Genomic DNA, 15,395 nt, shown 5'->3' on the forward strand with positions numbered 1-15,395 from the left:
ATTCCGGGTTTAGGTGTAAAACCCGGAAACCACTTTATTTTGTTACAATCCGTTACAAACATTATCGAAATGATTTACGAGCGCGTCATTTCTTTTCTCTAGTTGATTCGATATAAGTCATATTGTACAGGAAATTCAGCGATTGAAAGCTTCAGTAAAAAGTGCGATTAATTTTTTCTTGACTTCCGGAATTGGCATATCCTGTCTGAATCCGGAGGCACGGGCATGCCCACCTCCGCCAAGTTTGAGAGCAATCTGAGATACATCAATATGTTCAGCGGAACGTAGACTTCCGACCGTTACGCCAGGTTCAATCTCGCGGAGAAATGCAATTGCCTCACAATTTTCGATACTCAGGAGCAGATAGTAGAGACTATCACTATCACGTTCGTTCTGCCCGAATTCCTGTTCATCACTAAGTAGAGAATGAGAGATAAAAAACTGGCCATCGAAATATGATTCAGCACGATCCAGTAAGCGGGCCAGATGTTTGCGTGACTGCATTGACCTGCCATCGTTTACCTTTCTGTATGTCAATCTTGGTGAAGCACCTTTCTGAACAAGCCTTGATGCTGCCATAAAAACATCACCGCTTCCAGCTTCGAGAAATCTGAAAAATCCAGTGTCTGTAATCAGTCCCATAAACAGGAGTTTTGCTTCTTCAGTCGTGACCTCGCCACTAAGATCTTCGATGATACGCTGAACCATCAATGCAGTGGCAGGGATTTTTGCGTCTACCATTCTGATTGCGCCGTATGGGTGACCGGCCGCATGATGGTCGATTACTGCAATCTTGAAATGTCTCACCTGCTGCTGTAGACCGCCGATTCTGTCAAAACTTGAGCTGTCAACAACAATTACACCGGCATCGGGGTATTCACGCAGCATTTCATCCGAAATTTCAGGTTTAAATTCAGACGCAAATTCCCGTATTTCGCTACGGTCAAATGGACCGACATTAAAGGTTTCAGCAATTTTGCCGCTTCTTCGAAGAAAGCTGCGAAGTGCGAGGGAGGAGCCGACACAATCACCATCAGGCTCCATGTGTGAGAGGATAAAAAAGGCCCGATGATCCTCCAGAAATTCCTTGAGGTCATCGGGTATATTAATTGATTTCATGCAGATAGTTTTAATAGTTCAGCTCGAGAGTTTCAATACCTTCGAAGTACTCCCGCCAGTTGATTGTTCTGTCTATTGCTTTGTAAACGTGGTGCATTCTGTTCCTGGGAAGAAAAAGATTTACATGCGATACAGAACCGTCTATAAAAACAACATTCATAAAAGGGACAGCCGGTGAATGAGTGTAGGCCACTGATCCTGCTGCTGCAGCAGATCCGAACCATGAAAGAGGTAGATCAGCATACGCAAGCCGTCCGTTTGATCGCCGGTACTGCACACGATAGCCGAAACTGGTTGCATATACTTCTTCGATTTGAAGCGATCTCACGTAGATATTGGATTCACGGTTCTGAACTTCAAATCCAAATTGAGCTGATACATGCAGACCGCTTGCCAGAAAGAGAAAACAAATAAACACTAACTGAAAGGCAATGCGTTTCTTCATGGCCTACCTCCTTGTTGTACATCTTATAGATTATAGTATAGATGTATGTGCCGTGCTTTGCAAGAAAATAACTGGCTGAGCTTTCTACGAAAAAATCTCAGTATGAGCGCTATTCTTTTACCATAGTGGACAGCATAACCGCTTTGATAGTGTGTTTTCGGTTTTCTGCCTGATCCCAAACACGTGATGAGTTCCCTTCAAAAACGTCTTTACTTACTTCCTGACCAACAACAGCAGGAAGACAGTGAAGGAAAACCGCATTTTCACCAGCGAGTGACATCAAAGTGGCGTTTACCTGGTAATCTCCCAGAAGTTTTTTTCTTTGTTCCGCCTGTGCTTCTTCACCCATAGAAACCCATACGTCAGTATAAACTACATCAGATCCGCGTACATCCAGGAGATTGCTGCTGATTACGGGCGGTGTTTCTGAAAATTCGTTTACCGCATCTATCAGCTCCTGTGGGGGCGAAAGTTCAGCTGGACAAATGATTCGACATTTGATTCCTAGTTTTCCGCAAATAATGAGTAGTGAGCTTGCGACATTATTTCGACCATCACCGATATAGCTGAGCACTCTGCCTTTGAGATTTCCGAAATTTTCCTGCATCGTAAGTATATCAGCAAGTGCCTGAGTAGGGTGATAGGTATCAGTAAGACCATTGAAAACAGGTACCCCTGAATACTCGGCGAGTGTTTCTACCGTAGCCTGCTTGAAGCCGCGAAACTGGATTCCGTCAAACATTCGACCAAGAACACGCGCGGTATCCTCAACACTCTCTTTACCTCCAAGCTGAATATCCGCTGTCGACAGGAAAACCGGATGCCCACCTTCTTCACCAAATGCAGTCTCAAAAGCACAACGAGTTCTTGTCGATCGTTTTTCAAATATCATTGCAAGAGTCATGCCCTGAAAACGTTGTTTGCGTATTCCCTGAATTCGTTCCTGTTTCAGTTCTGCAGCAAAATCAATAAGGCCGGATATTTCTTCACTGGAAAAATCAAAAAGATGAAGTAGTGAACGCCCGGTGAGTTTACCAATCATAATTTACCCCCTAATACACAAGCACTGTTATCAAAGTAGTTTTATTCAGCCGGAAACAGAAGAGCCACGGCTTCAAGTATAGTAGCAGGAAAATGGAAGGTTGTCTGCTGTCGGATTTCACGTGGCAATTCCTCAGCATCAAGCTGGTTCTCTGTTGGCAGCAGAATAGCTTTAATACCGTTTCGGTGTGCTGCAAGTACTTTTTCTTTTATACCACCGACCGGGAGAATGCGTCCGGTCAATGTAATTTCACCTGTCATGGACCAACCACAGGGGAGTGGGGTTTCAAGCAGGGCAGATAGAAGCGCCATGGTCATAGTAATTCCTGCTGAGGGGCCATCTTTCGGAATAGCGCCTTCAGGTACATGAATATGCATATCCTGCTCACACAAGCTGACATTCAGACCTGCAAAATGTTTGCTGTTGCTTCTCAGGAAGGTGTGGGCAATACGGGCGCTTTCTTTCATTACATCCCCGAGATTACCTGTTAGTGTCAGATCGCCTTTGCCGGGGAATAGACTTACTTCTACAGGAAGAAGAGTCCCTCCTGCTTCGGTCCATGCCATGCCCAGAGCCATTCCGATACGTTGTTCCTGAACCATAAGATCACGGCGGGCTGTTCTTTTACCAAGAAATTTTCTGACTCGGGCCGGAGTAACTACAAAGCTGAACTGTTCTTCGGCTGACCTCTCTGGATAACCTTCTGCGACTGCTTCCCGGGCAATCCTGCGCATAACTGCTGCGGTATGTCGCTCAAGGTTTCTCACACCGCTTTCCATGGTGTATTCATTAATCATTGTCCGGAGTGCCGTGCTCTGGAAGGTTATTGAGGCCCAGTCCAGACCATTTTCCTGCTGCTGCTTCGGAATAAGGAATTTTTCTGCTATCTTGGCCTTTTCGTATTCGGTATAACCGGGAACCTCGATAATTTCCATTCTATCACGAAGAGCATGAGGAATTGTATGCAGACTGTTAGCTGTGGTAAGAAAAACAACTTTCGAAAGATCGTATGGGACATCAAGATAATGATCCATGAAACTATTGTTCTGTTCAGGATCAAGAACTTCAAGAAGAGCAGAAGCGGGATCTCCCCGATGATCAGAAGAAATTTTATCTATTTCATCAAGAAGAAAAACCGGATTGACTGTTTTAAGTCTGCGTAGCCCCTGAATTATTTTTCCTGGCATTGCGCCGACGTAGGTGCGCCTGTGACCACGTATTTCGGCCTCATCCCGAACCCCACCTAATGAAATCCTTGTGAACTCCCTGCCCAGTGCTCTGGCCATTGATTTACCGAGGGAGGTTTTTCCTGTTCCAGGAGGCCCTACAAAACAGAGGATCGGGCCTTTAACACCAGGATTTAATTTCTGGATTGCAATATATTCCAGGATCCGTTGTTTGGGCTTGTCCATGTCATAGTGATCGTTGTCGAGAATATTCTGGGCATCGTCTATAGATGGGATCGGTTCATCGTTAGCAAGCCATGGTATATCAATAATCCATTCGATATAAGTCCTGAGAATCCCAGCTTCCGGAGCCATTGGCTGCATGCGCTCAAGGCGTTTCAGTTCTTTTCTTGCCTTGGCATTTACTTCTTCCGGCAGCTGTAGATTGTCCAGAGCCTCTTCCAGCTCATGGATTCCATTATCATCAGGAGTCTCTTTTCCAAGTTCCTTGTTGATTTCCTTGAGCTGTTCATTCAGATAATACTCTTTTTGACTGCGTTCCATTCGCTGTTTGACGCGGTCAGAGATGCTGCGCTTTAGGTTTTGAACTTCTATCTCGGCGTCCAGAGCTATAGCAGTTTCCTCAAGCCTGTAGGTAGTATCCTCAGCGTTCAGCAGATCGAGTTTTTTCTTTCTGTCAATATTTGCGTGACCAGCTACTAGATCCACGAGTTTATTCGGAGTATCTGCGCGCTCAACCTGTTTAAGTATTTCAGGGTTAACCCGTTTGTTGTCACCAACAAGTTCCTGGAAACTGGTCTGGATAGATTTCATCAAAGTGCCGGCATTAGAAGGGGCAGGGCTGTCTGATATGTCACCAGTTCGGACAAGTATGGGACTACCACTGTTCTGTATGAAATCAAGCAGTCTGACACGACGCTCGCCTTCAATCAGTACCCGGGTAGATCCATTTGGAAGCTTCATAACCTGCATTATTCTGGCAACCGTTCCGACGGGATTTAGACTGTCTTGTGGTGAAGCCTTGCTGTCTGCCTGATGCAGCTGTGGTACAACGACAATCCTGCGGTCCCCATTCATCGCTGTGTCGATACTTTCCGCACCGCTGTCCTTGGCAATAAAAAAGGGGCCGACCATATGCGGGAAAATTATTATTTCAGCGCTGGGCAACAAGGGGAGCTCATCTGAGTCCCCCTTGTTCAGTGGTCTATCGAATAACTTCATGCTGATTGTTTAATTTCAATCACCTCTGGTTTGGCTTCCTGGGTGATAACCTCACGACTGATGATTACCTTTTTACGGCCTTCCATAGATGGCAACTCAAACATAAGGTCTATCATGACATGTTCGACAATTGATCTCAGTCCGCGTGCGCCGGTTTTTCTGTCAAGAGCAACCTTTGCAATTTCCTGGACAGCCTCCCGCTGGAATTCGATCTCGACATCGTCGAGTCCGAGAGAAGCCTCGTATTGCCTGATGATAGAGTTTTTGGGCTCGGTAATTATCCGCTCGAGATCTTCAATGGAGAGCTCATCCAAAGCAACGTTAATCGGCATACGACCGATAAATTCGGGTATCAGACCGAATTTAATAAGGTCATCCGGATGCATAGCTGCATAGAGTTCCGAGAGATGCTTGTTCTTGGCCGAACTTACATCAGCACCGAAACCCATCGGGTGTTCAGAAACCCGGCTCTCAATAACCTTGTCGAGTCCGACGAATGCGCCACCACAGATAAACAGGATATTACTGGTATCGAGCTTTATCATTTCCTGGCTTGGGTGTTTGCGGCCACCCTGGGGAGGAACTGAAGCAATTGTACCTTCAATGATTTTCAGCAGTGCCTGCTGTACGCCTTCACCAGATACATCACGGGTAATAGAAACGTTTTCTGATTTACGTCCTATCTTGTCTATTTCGTCAATATAGATAATACCACGCTCGGCAGCAGCAATATTGTTGCCTGCAGCCTGTATAAGCTTCAGGAGAATGTTTTCAACATCTTCACCGACATATCCCGCTTCGGTCAGTGTCGTGGCATCAGCAATCGCAAAAGGAACCTTTAATTTACGAGCAAGTGTTTTAGCAAGCAGGGTCTTGCCGGTGCCGGTTGGCCCGATCATGAGGACATTTGATTTTTCAACCTCGACATCGCTTTCTATCTTTGCTTTATGCGTTACACGCTTGTAGTGATTATAAACTGCAACAGACAGTGTCCGTTTCGGACGCTCCTGACCGACTATATACTGATCAAGATATTCTTTTATTTCCTTCGGAGTAGGGATAGAATCAAGATACTCTGCTGTTACAACATCTTCCTCATCATCAATTATCTTCTTGCAGACATTTACGCATTCATCACAGATGTATACGCCGGGGCCGGCTATTAGTTTTTTGGCCATTTCGGCATTTTTACCGCAGAATGAACAGGTTTTCTGATTCTCGTTTCGCTTATTCAGCATTTTTTTCCCTTATCAGTATCTTGTCTACAATGCCATAGTCCTTGCTTTCCTGCGCCGACATAAAGAAATCTCTTTCCATATCGGCCTCTATCTTTTCAAAACTGTGACCGGTATGTTGCGCGAAGTACTCAATCAGAAGGCGCTTCAGCCGCATTATTTCACGGGCCTGGATTCCGATATCACTGGCCTGTCCCTGTGCACCGCCCCACGGCTGATGCATGAGCACACGGCTGGATGGGAGGGCGAAACGTTTGCCGGCAGTCCCTGCAGCAAGCAGGACAGCGCCCATAGATGCTGCCTGACCCATACAGATTGTCTGAACATCAGGTCTGATATACTGTATTGTATCATAGATTGCCAGTCCGGCGGTAACTGAACCGCCGGGTGAATGGATGTACAGACTGATATCCTTGTCCGGATCCTGTGATTCCAGAAACAGAAGTTGGGCGACAACGAGGTCGGCAGTTACATCATGAATCTCACCATCGAGAAAAACGATTCGATCCTTCAGCAGCCGTGAATAGATATCGTATGAACGTTCACCGACACCGGTTTGCTCCACGACCATTGGTACTAACGTATTGTTCTGCACATTCATGTATTATTCCTTGGCGTTCAATTTACTGATTCGGCTGCACAACGTCCAGATATGTGGATTTTTTTCCTTTTTTAATCTTAGCCTTGCTTAACAGCAGATCCTGAGCTTTTCTTTCCTGAAGATCCTGTTTGAGGTAGGGGAGCATGCCTTGTTTGGTAAAATACTCCTTGATTTCATCAAGACTGGCACCGCTCTGTTCTGCCTGTTCCGCAATCTCGGCATCCAGTTCCTCGTCGCTGACTTCAATCTTTTCTGTTTCGATAAGTTTCTGCATTATCAGGCTGCGCTTGAGATTTTTCTCTGCAGCAGGTTTCCATTCTTCCAGAAGTTCATCTTTGGTTTTTCCCTGCATCTGGAGCAGCTGCAGTACCTGTGCTTCTTCTGTGCGAAACTGGTGTACGAAACGCTGCCAGGAGTTGTCAAGTTCGGCGGTAATCATGGAACCAGGTACAGGAACAGTGCTGCTGTCCACAAGTGCATCCATTATCTGATCAATCTTGATCTGACGGATTTTCAATTCAAGATTTTTTTCAAGACGGTTTTTGATATCGTTTTTCAGGTCATCAATTGTTTCGTATTTTTCGCTTACATCCTGGGCAAGCTCGTCATCAATGGCAGGAAGTTCTTTTTCCTTAACATTGGTTATTTCAACTGATATTTTCTTTTCGGTTCCGGCAAGGTCTGTGTTCTCAAAATCTTCAGGGAATGATTTGCTGATAACTTTTTTGTCACCTTTTTTCAGGCCGATTACATCATCATCAATTTTGTACAGATTGTAGCCGGTGCCGATCGTAAAGGTGAAATCCTCACGTCTGCTTCCATCCACAGGGCTGTCGTTTTCATCAAGTTCCTCATAATTCAAGGTTACGATATGTTCTTTCTTGATTTTGGCATCGTCTTTTTCAACGACTACAGCATTCTGTTCCTGAATCTGTTCAAGCTCACGTTTTTCATCTTCCTTGCTGATGTTAACCTGGGGTTCTTCTGCAGGAATTCCTGAATACTCACCGACTGTAATCTCTGGAAAGATATCGTAAGTAACCGAGAACACCAGATCTTTTTCAAGTGAAAATTCTGGTTCATCCTCGAGAGTTGGTGTGCAGTAGGGTAGCGGCTTTTCCTCAATTTCCTCAAACACACTTCTCAGTGATGATTCGAGTGTTTTCTGGGAAGCTTCATAGCGGATAGATTCTCCGAACTTTCGTTCAAGTACACTTGGTGGAACCTTGCCTTTCCTGAATCCCTTTATCTGGGCATCTTTTGCATATTCTTTCAGGAGATTGTCATATTCCGTGCGTACAGTTTCCTGCCCGACAGTAACCGTCAGTTTCACCGCCGAATTATCGAGGTGTTCAATCTGTTTTTCTTTAACCACAGGTATATCCTTGTACATAGAGTATAAAAAAAGCGTACTGGCAATCCAGTACGCTTTTAAAGAGCGAGAGACGGGATTCGAACCCGCGACATCCACCTTGGCAAGGTGGAGCTCTACCACTGAGCTACTCTCGCAAGTTAACAGAAAAGCTTTGCGCTGTACGATCAGTGCCATTCATACGAGCAGTGCGAGAGAAGGGACTTGAACCCCCACACCCGAAGGTACCAGATCCTAAGTCTGGCGTGTCTACCAATTCCACCACTCTCGCTTTCAGCGCCTGCTGTAAAGCGCACTTGCAAAACGGAATATATATGATTCCTGAAAAACCGTCAAGACCTCCCAGAAATAATTCAGCGCTTCCGTTGTGCGTTCTGAGCCGTGTAGGGATCGAACCTACGACCCGCAGATTAAGAGTCTGCTGCTCTGCCAGCTGAGCTAACGGCCCGATTGTTGCCTGGAAAAACAACAAAAAAATACACCCGGCAGGATTCGAACCTGCGACCCACGGATTCGAAGTCCGGCACTCTATCCAGCTGAGCTACGGGTGCAAAAAAAGTAAAAAAACGGGTGGATGACGGGACTTGAACCCGCAACAACCAGAACCACAATCTGGCGCTCTACCATTGAACTACACCCACCGTGTGCCGAGGAAAATATCTCAAGACAGAGAAATTGTCAAGCGGATGCAGAAAGAAATATGAATTTCATGAACCATGTCACGGGGCTTTTTGTCATTGTCCTGATCAACTCCTCGGCAAGTTCTACAAGTTGCTGGTCTGTACATCTTTCCGACAGGTCCTTGCCGAATCTGCTGGATGTGTCCAGAATCCATCGGGATATTATTTCCTTGTTCAGTATGCGTTTTTCCTCCAGGATTATCTCCTCATACCGGATATTCTTCCAGCCGGCTTCTGCTGCCATCTCCGTGAGGTCATCAGGTTTCCAAGCAGTCTTGGGATCATCCATTGATTCATAGATGTTGTTTTCAGTTTCAGTTAGTGCGTTTGTTGCTGAAGGATTCATTTTTCTGAAATCATTATCAAGAAACTGGCTTAGTCTGCTTCCCCCTGCAGGATACAGCTCTGCCAGAACCATCAACGCACCTTCCTGTGCCTGTTGATGCATTTCTTTAAGAATTTTTTCTTTTTGCGGAGATTCAAGAAGGATATTGACTCCTGTGATCCTGTCGAATGGATGCAATGTTTGCTGGAGGATTTCGGAAGTACAGCCTTTTTTTTCAAGAATGAGCGGACGATCCTCTTCAGGAAGCTCCTCTGATTTATGCGTGAGAAATTCAAGTTCCTTACTATCATAGGGCAGCGCTGTTACCCCGCCTTCCGGACAGTTTCTCAGGGCCTCACCTGTCAGAACGGTACAGAACTGCCCTGCAGTAAGAATTGTATGGTGCCTTGCAAATTTCATTCTGCTCCAGATATGATCGCGGAGTTCATTCAGGTATCCATTTCCACTTCGCTGTATTCTACGTATCCAGGCATCCCGCCCCTTGTCTCTGGGGGAAAAACTAAGTATTTCCGGAAAATCATCGGAACTATGTACAGTCAGTTGTATCTCACGCCTTCTGTTGACGGTTTGATGGATGCTGCCTTCCCAACCGAGCTTCCCGGGTTGGTAGAAAACCTTACCTTTCAGTCCTGAAGGCAGGTAGTCCTGGGCTACCCAGTGATCTCTGTATGCATGAGGGTATGCATAGCCTTGTCCATGTCCAAATCCATGCTTGTCTCTACTGTCATCCCTTAGATGATTAGGAACTTCATGCTGTGCTTCCTGTTCAACCGTCTTGAGGGCATCAAAATAACCAAGCGATGAATTTGATTTTGGTGCATTGGCGAGATACAGAACTGCATGTGTAAGAAAATATTGCCCCTCGGGCATACCGACACGCTCGAATGCCTGGGCAGCTTGATTCACGACTCCGAGTGCATGCGGGTCAGCCAGGCCAATGTCTTCTCCAGCAGAGATAAGCATTCTCCGGAAAATGTATCGTGGATCCTCACCTGAATATACCATTCTGCTTAACCAGTACAGAGCGGCATCCGGATCGGACCCTCTGACGGATTTGATAAAAGCACTGATGGTATCATAATGATAATCACCTTCTCTATCATAGAGGACGGCTTTGCGCTGTATGCTGTCTTCAGCGACAGGCAGGGTAACGTGAATTGTTTCACCCTCGTGAGGAGGGAACTGCGAACCGCTTGTTTCTACCGCAAGTTCGATTGCTCCAAGTAGACTTCTGGCATCACCGTCAGCTATCTGGACCAGATGATCGAGAGCATCAGGATCAATAGTCACATCGTATTTTCCGTATCCCCGGACAGGATCACGCAGGGCTTGCTCAGCCACCTTCTGCAGATCATTTGTGCCCAGCGGCTTGAGCTGAAATACCCTCGATCTGCTTACGAGCGCCGAATTTACAGCGAAATAGGGGTTTTCAGTGGTTGCTCCAATAAAAATTACGGTACCGTTTTCAACCCATGGCAGCAATGCATCCTGCTGAGCTTTATTCCAGCGGTGCACCTCATCCACGAAGAGTATTGTACTGCGGTCATACAGATCACGCATGCTTTTAGCCTGTTCAATCGCTTTCCGGACTTCGGCAACACCTCCAAGAACAGCGTTCAGCGATGTGAATGCCCGTTTGGTAGTATTGGCTATGACTCTTGCCAGCGTTGTTTTTCCTGTACCTGGAGGACCGTAAAAAATCAGGGTACTGATTCGATCCGCCTGAATGGCCCTTCTGAGCAGTCTACCTTCTCCAATAATATGTTCCTGCCCTATGAACTCTTCGAGCTGCCGGGGCCGCATTCGGTCAGGAAAAGGGGCATGTGAATCAATGTTACTGAATAGACTCATATCTGTATTCGACATGGCGCATACTATAGCATAATATTACATGGAAAAATATGGGAAAGCTGGACGTTTATCTTCCTGTGGTATAGGTTATGAGCATGAAACTGAAGATCGGATCTCTGACTTTGCTGATAATGGTATGTATTCTCGTGCCGAATATCAGTACTGCTGAATTACCTGAATATGCGGTTTCTCTGGTAGAGAGCTTCTCTTCCGGAGAGCGGATTGCTCAGACAGTTCAGAAACATGAACGGTACAGGCAGGTATGGCTTCAAGATCGTTATGCTACAGCGCTGTCTCTCAATTCACTTCAGGATGAGAGGAAAGGGGCTGAATTTGCGGCAGAATTGGCTGTTCCGTTTCAGGATAAAGATGAGTCTTTAGTGACCGAACTCGAAGCTCTACTCATGTCGGAAATGCCCAGACCCCAGACAGAGGCATATCATAAGCGACTGGCGGCACTGAGAATTTATCAGATACAAAGTGGAGTTTCAGCTGAACTGATTGATCTGTTTATAGACACTGCTTTCGCTTTTACACAAGGCGATTATTCTTCTGAGCAGATACAGAATTATTTCGCTAATGCAGGTCGGTTAACCATTGATGCTCCTCGAGGAGATGATATACGAACATGGCGTTTTCTGCTTACCCAGGATTTAAGTCAGCAGCTTCTGGTGACCCTGTCCCGGAGCGGAGATAACCTTGTATCAGGTATTTATGCCTTCGCCGAAGATGTCAGTTCACTTGATGCCGAGGCTTCTGCTCAGCTTACGAGTATTGCCACACACATTATGAGGCTTAACGTACGCCATAGTTCACTACTTTCATGGCTGGCTGCTCTTCTGGATAATGAAAGCTCCGAAGATAGAGAAAAACAAATAGGTTTTTTACCTGGTGATATACCTGTATTCCCGGTCGAAATAGCAGAAAGTATCCGAAAAGATCCGCTTGTTGCAGCTTCTTTTGATTATCTGCGGAATTTGCTGCCGCAAGGCAGTAAGGAATCCGATTTCATCAAGTCAGTCATTCGCTTGGCTGTTACTTCCAGGCGACCATCATCTGTTGCGTGGTCAGATTTTTTTACTACGATGGATCTGATTGATGATGACCCTGTATATTTTTCCTATATTACTGGAGATGAATCGAAGTCTGATACTGAGGCTGAAAGTGATTCTGGCACTATTCTACGGCCGGTAATAATGAGCGCTGCCAGAAATATCCAGCCTTTATTAATAGATGACAGCTGGATAACTGAATATCTGCATAAAGCCAGGGCTTCAAGGAATAGTCTGCAGACTTTTGAACGGCAGCAGGGACGGGCCTGGTCTTCTGATCTGTATCAGAAGACTGAAGTGTTCGGCAGCAGAATCATGCAGGAGTCACTTGCAGGCATAGAAGATCAAAGACTGTATGAGATTATGAGAGATGCTCAACGTGAATGGCTTGATGGCTTACGCATAGCTGGCTCCCGCAGGATCGAGTATTACAATGCTGGTTTCCCCGAAACAATACTTGTCATTGAAAAAGGCACAGATGAGAGTAGAATACAGAGAGCTCTGGATATCTGGCTGCGTGATACAGCTAATGGATCTGAAGCTCACAGTTTCTCATTGAATCCCAGGGAATGGTTTGCCGCGCATGGTTTAATTATACTGCCAGTTGATCGTGATCATATAATCTGGCATGGTGACATTGGTGATGCAGCAGCAGAAGCCAGTCGCTATCTAAGCGAGATGTTGGATAGCCTTCATAATTCACCTCGATATCCCAAGGCATTTCTGGAGATTCTGACAACAGATGTGGCAATCAGGATAGCAGGTCTTCAGCATATATGGATTTCCCGAAGCCTTGAGGAGAGGGTGCGAAAAGATCTTGTCCGGCACCCCGTTGATTATCTTCATTATGAGAAACTTAGTGACTATCTGTATTCGCTTGAAATTTTTCTTGATGATCTTTCCCGTGAGGTTTCCACTTTGCCGTCTCTGCTTCAGGTGCCTTTTGGTTATATTTCCCGTTCCGCTGAATCAAATGAAAAAGCCGTGGCTATGCCCTGGCTACTTTCCTATCTTTCACTGAAAACAATGCTGGAGTTAACAGATGTTCTTGAAAATTAAACGGCCTCGGTATTTTGCAACATCTTTATGGCTTCTATCGGCTGTAATTGCTGCTGTATACATTGTCGGTATAGCAGGCTGCAGCATAGAGGAAACACAAGATAGTGATGATTCTGTACAGCTTGATGATTCAGTTCAGGACATGGATCAAGGCAGTCCAGGCGAAGAGATCTGGGTATTTACTCCCCCACAGGAATCAGTTGACTGGTCACAGTATTCGATTGATCGCAACAGCACGTTGTGGGTAATAGAGGATAACTTTATTCCTTTTCAGGAACCTGTTGTTTTTGAAAGTATTGATAATCTGGTGCTTTGCGTCCAGACAATCAATGGCATTGTCGGGATTAATGGAAATACGGGTGATGTTCTCTGGGAAAGAGAAGGTGAGGTCGTTGCCTATTATGCTGATAATACACTTTCCGCACCAGAACTGCACATAGTGGATAGATCCGGTTTTACAGTATCCCTTGATCCATTTAATGGAGAAGTGTCCAGCCGTTTTTTTAGCTCCTGGGAAGCTGTTTCTGTGTCAGATGATTGGCCCACGGCTGAAATTACAGCCATATACCACGAAGCAGCCTACAGGTTAAACCACAACTTCCTCTCTCGACTTGTTGTCGATGAACGTAGTGCGACTGATGTTCTTGATTCTGATAGTGACGGATATAATATGGTTCTTGATGAAAATGATATTCTTATTTCCACACTGCCTTTCAGGGCGGCACTGCAGCCATCCTCATATTCCGGCTCGGAAGAAATGGTTTCAAACAGATTCAGTGTTCCTGTAAGCGGCAGGTATGAATTTTTCATATCAAATTTTGAATCACAGCCAGTACTTTTTGGAATATCATCAACGGAAGGACAGGTACTGCAGAACAATGAGGATTATGGTGCGATTACCGATGGCTTTGTCATAGATTTGAGGCAAGCCAGTATGTATGAGCTATGGTTTCGTTTTCCTCATGATTTTCCTGAAGGTGAATTGACCTACGTTAATGCAGCTCTTCTAATGGAGGATTAATCGCTTATGCCCTGTATTGATCCTCTTGATTCAATCAAGCGCTGTATTTCTGCTTCCGTATTAAACAGCTCGTCTTCATAACGCTGTTTTTCCTGCTGCAGGGACTGTATCTGCTGTTCTGTTGTATGTAGTTTCTTCTTGATATCCTGCTGTCGGCTTTGTGCCTTCCTTAACTGGATAGCAGCTTCTATTCTTTCAATTCGCTGTTGTTCGGATTGAGCTTCTTCCGTCAGCACCTGGATTCTTCGTATTAGTTCCTGTACTCCATTTGGTGTGCTTCCTTCCTTGAGAGGGTTGTTGCTATAGTATTTCTTGGCAATGCTTACCAGCAGGGTCTCGATTTCTTTTTGCAGAGCACGATTCTCCAGTTCCAGTATATCCAGTTGCTGATTCGGATTTTTGCTTCCACATAATTCTCCGAGACGATCATTAATGGTGTTCATTGTTGATTCGAGTTCGCTTTGAGCGGTTCTTATTTCATCGATTCGTTTCTGATTCTGCCAGTATCCAGCGGCAGCAGTTTCAACGTCCGGATCCATTAATTCCTGCAGCAGATTTTCGCCAAGCAGTTTCTTTCCCAGTTCTGATGCTTCCTGTTCAAGATATTTCTGGAGACTGCTTCGTCTTGATTTCCGCGTCGCAATCTTGAGTCCTCCACCAATTGAATTAAGTCCAAGTCGGCCCTTTCCGGCTTGGAGCTGATCAATTTCTCTGTCGATATCCGAAATCTGTCTGGATATTTCACGGGCTGGTTTCAGGAGCTCCGAAAAACTTCTTGATGCAAGTTCCCGGTGACCGTAAAGTGAAATCACCAGTTCACCAACATGTCGGAAAACCGGCTTATTGGCTGCTTCTGCAGACTTTATGCGAGCAGGTACGTCTTTAAGACTTGAAAGTATTTCCTGCTTTTCCTGCAGCAGACCGGTTATGTCGTCAATAATAGACTGGTTATGACTTTTTCTGTTTTTCGCTGACCGTGCTGTTTCAGCATCCTTTCCCCAGTCGGTTTGAGCCTGATCAGTATGGAACTCTCCCGAATCCAGTAATACTGTACCGAGATCCAGCCATGCTGCTTCCAGAGACTGATTTGAACTCTGGTATGTCTTTTGTGCTTCTTTCATAGAGCGCTGTAGTGATCTCATGTAATTACCTCCGTAATGCAGT

11 protein-coding genes and 5 tRNA genes are annotated in these 15,395 nt (G+C 45.5%); 2 read left to right on the plus strand and 14 right to left on the minus strand.

The genetic code is table 11. The annotated features are described in order from the left end of the window. Positions 1-135: 135 nt before the first annotated feature. The 13 genes from ACYQ2L_RS06385 to ACYQ2L_RS06445 all read right to left on the minus strand — a co-directional run bounded on the left by ACYQ2L_RS06385 (position 136) and on the right by ACYQ2L_RS06445 (position 11,114). Positions 136-1,119 (minus strand): DHH family phosphoesterase, encoded by a 984-nt coding sequence (locus tag ACYQ2L_RS06385; RefSeq protein WP_460052869.1) that lies wholly within the window; start codon positions 1,117-1,119, stop codon positions 136-138. A gap of 10 nt (positions 1,120-1,129) precedes the next feature. Beyond that, positions 1,130-1,564: a hypothetical protein gene (locus ACYQ2L_RS06390; RefSeq protein ID WP_460052872.1), complete on the minus strand. Its 435-nt coding sequence runs from the start codon at positions 1,562-1,564 to the stop codon at positions 1,130-1,132. A gap of 109 nt (positions 1,565-1,673) precedes the next feature. Further along, positions 1,674-2,603 carry an ornithine carbamoyltransferase gene (gene argF / locus ACYQ2L_RS06395; RefSeq protein ID WP_487247720.1) on the minus strand — a complete coding sequence of 310 codons (930 nt, stop codon included), beginning with the start codon at positions 2,601-2,603 and terminating at the stop codon, positions 1,674-1,676. Between the two features lie 44 nt (positions 2,604-2,647). Further along, positions 2,648-5,014: an endopeptidase La gene (gene lon / locus ACYQ2L_RS06400; RefSeq protein ID WP_460052878.1), complete on the minus strand. Its 2,367-nt coding sequence runs from the start codon at positions 5,012-5,014 to the stop codon at positions 2,648-2,650. Continuing rightward, positions 5,011-6,252 carry an ATP-dependent Clp protease ATP-binding subunit ClpX gene (gene clpX / locus ACYQ2L_RS06405; protein WP_460052882.1) on the minus strand — a complete coding sequence of 414 codons (1,242 nt, stop codon included), beginning with the start codon at positions 6,250-6,252 and terminating at the stop codon, positions 5,011-5,013. The genes lon and clpX overlap by 4 nt, the downstream gene beginning before the upstream one ends. Further along, positions 6,242-6,850, minus strand: a complete 609-nt coding sequence (clpP, locus tag ACYQ2L_RS06410; RefSeq protein ID WP_460052885.1) for an ATP-dependent Clp endopeptidase proteolytic subunit ClpP — start codon at positions 6,848-6,850, stop codon at positions 6,242-6,244. Before clpP ends, clpX begins: the two co-directional genes overlap by 11 nt. A 22-nt stretch (positions 6,851-6,872) precedes the next feature. Continuing rightward, complete coding sequence (tig, locus tag ACYQ2L_RS06415) at positions 6,873-8,225, minus strand: trigger factor (RefSeq protein WP_460052888.1); 1,353 nt, start codon at positions 8,223-8,225, stop codon at positions 6,873-6,875. A 62-nt stretch (positions 8,226-8,287) separates the two neighbouring features. Further along, positions 8,288-8,359, minus strand: a tRNA-Gly gene (locus ACYQ2L_RS06420). A 52-nt stretch (positions 8,360-8,411) separates the two neighbouring features. Further along, a tRNA-Leu gene (locus ACYQ2L_RS06425) sits at positions 8,412-8,493 on the minus strand. 104 nt (positions 8,494-8,597) lie between these two features. Then, positions 8,598-8,670 (minus strand) — tRNA-Lys (locus ACYQ2L_RS06430). 29 nt (positions 8,671-8,699) lie between these two features. After that, positions 8,700-8,773 (minus strand) — tRNA-Arg (locus ACYQ2L_RS06435). 18 nt (positions 8,774-8,791) lie between these two features. Continuing rightward, positions 8,792-8,863: transfer RNA gene (locus ACYQ2L_RS06440), tRNA-His, on the minus strand. Positions 8,864-8,900: 37 nt separating this feature from the next. Next, the gene (locus tag ACYQ2L_RS06445; RefSeq protein WP_460052890.1) at positions 8,901-11,114 is read right to left on the minus strand and encodes an AAA family ATPase; all 2,214 of its coding nucleotides are present in this window, start codon (positions 11,112-11,114) and stop codon (positions 8,901-8,903) included. An 80-nt stretch (positions 11,115-11,194) separates the two neighbouring features. On the opposite strand from ACYQ2L_RS06445, the gene ACYQ2L_RS06450 reads away from it, so the two are divergent. Both ACYQ2L_RS06450 and ACYQ2L_RS06455 read left to right on the plus strand, forming a co-directional pair. After that, complete coding sequence (locus ACYQ2L_RS06450; RefSeq protein ID WP_460052895.1) at positions 11,195-13,210, plus strand: hypothetical protein; 2,016 nt, start codon at positions 11,195-11,197, stop codon at positions 13,208-13,210. Further along, entirely contained in the window at positions 13,194-14,231 is a 1,038-nt protein-coding gene (locus ACYQ2L_RS06455) for a PQQ-binding-like beta-propeller repeat protein (RefSeq protein WP_460052898.1), read from the plus strand. The genes ACYQ2L_RS06450 and ACYQ2L_RS06455 overlap by 17 nt, the downstream gene beginning before the upstream one ends. Here the strand turns inward: ACYQ2L_RS06455 and ACYQ2L_RS06460 are convergent. After that, the gene (locus ACYQ2L_RS06460; protein ID WP_460052902.1) at positions 14,228-15,373 is read right to left on the minus strand and encodes a coiled-coil domain-containing protein; all 1,146 of its coding nucleotides are present in this window, start codon (positions 15,371-15,373) and stop codon (positions 14,228-14,230) included. The two genes, ACYQ2L_RS06455 and ACYQ2L_RS06460, sit on opposite strands and share 4 nt — an antisense overlap. Positions 15,374-15,395: the final 22 nt, after the last annotated feature.

This window comes from Spirochaeta dissipatitropha, assembly GCF_054657935.1.

Excerpts from the sequence above, each read along its gene's own strand:
- ACYQ2L_RS06390 (WP_460052872.1), bottom strand. The coding sequence starts at position 1,564 with ATGAAGAAACGCATTGCCTTTCAGTTAGTGTTTATTTGTTTTCTCTTT.
- ACYQ2L_RS06455 (WP_460052898.1), top strand. The coding sequence starts at position 13,194 with ATGTTCTTGAAAATTAAACGGCCTCGGTATTTTGCAACATCTTTATGG.
- ACYQ2L_RS06385 (WP_460052869.1), bottom strand. The coding sequence starts at position 1,119 with ATGAAATCAATTAATATACCCGATGACCTCAAGGAATTTCTGGAGGAT.
- clpX (WP_460052882.1), bottom strand. The coding sequence starts at position 6,252 with ATGCTGAATAAGCGAAACGAGAATCAGAAAACCTGTTCATTCTGCGGT.
- ACYQ2L_RS06450 (WP_460052895.1), top strand. The coding sequence starts at position 11,195 with ATGAAACTGAAGATCGGATCTCTGACTTTGCTGATAATGGTATGTATT.
- lon (WP_460052878.1), bottom strand. The coding sequence starts at position 5,014 with ATGAAGTTATTCGATAGACCACTGAACAAGGGGGACTCAGATGAGCTC.
- ACYQ2L_RS06460 (WP_460052902.1), bottom strand. The coding sequence starts at position 15,373 with ATGAGATCACTACAGCGCTCTATGAAAGAAGCACAAAAGACATACCAG.
- ACYQ2L_RS06445 (WP_460052890.1), bottom strand. The coding sequence starts at position 11,114 with ATGTCGAATACAGATATGAGTCTATTCAGTAACATTGATTCACATGCC.
- clpP (WP_460052885.1), bottom strand. The coding sequence starts at position 6,850 with ATGAATGTGCAGAACAATACGTTAGTACCAATGGTCGTGGAGCAAACC.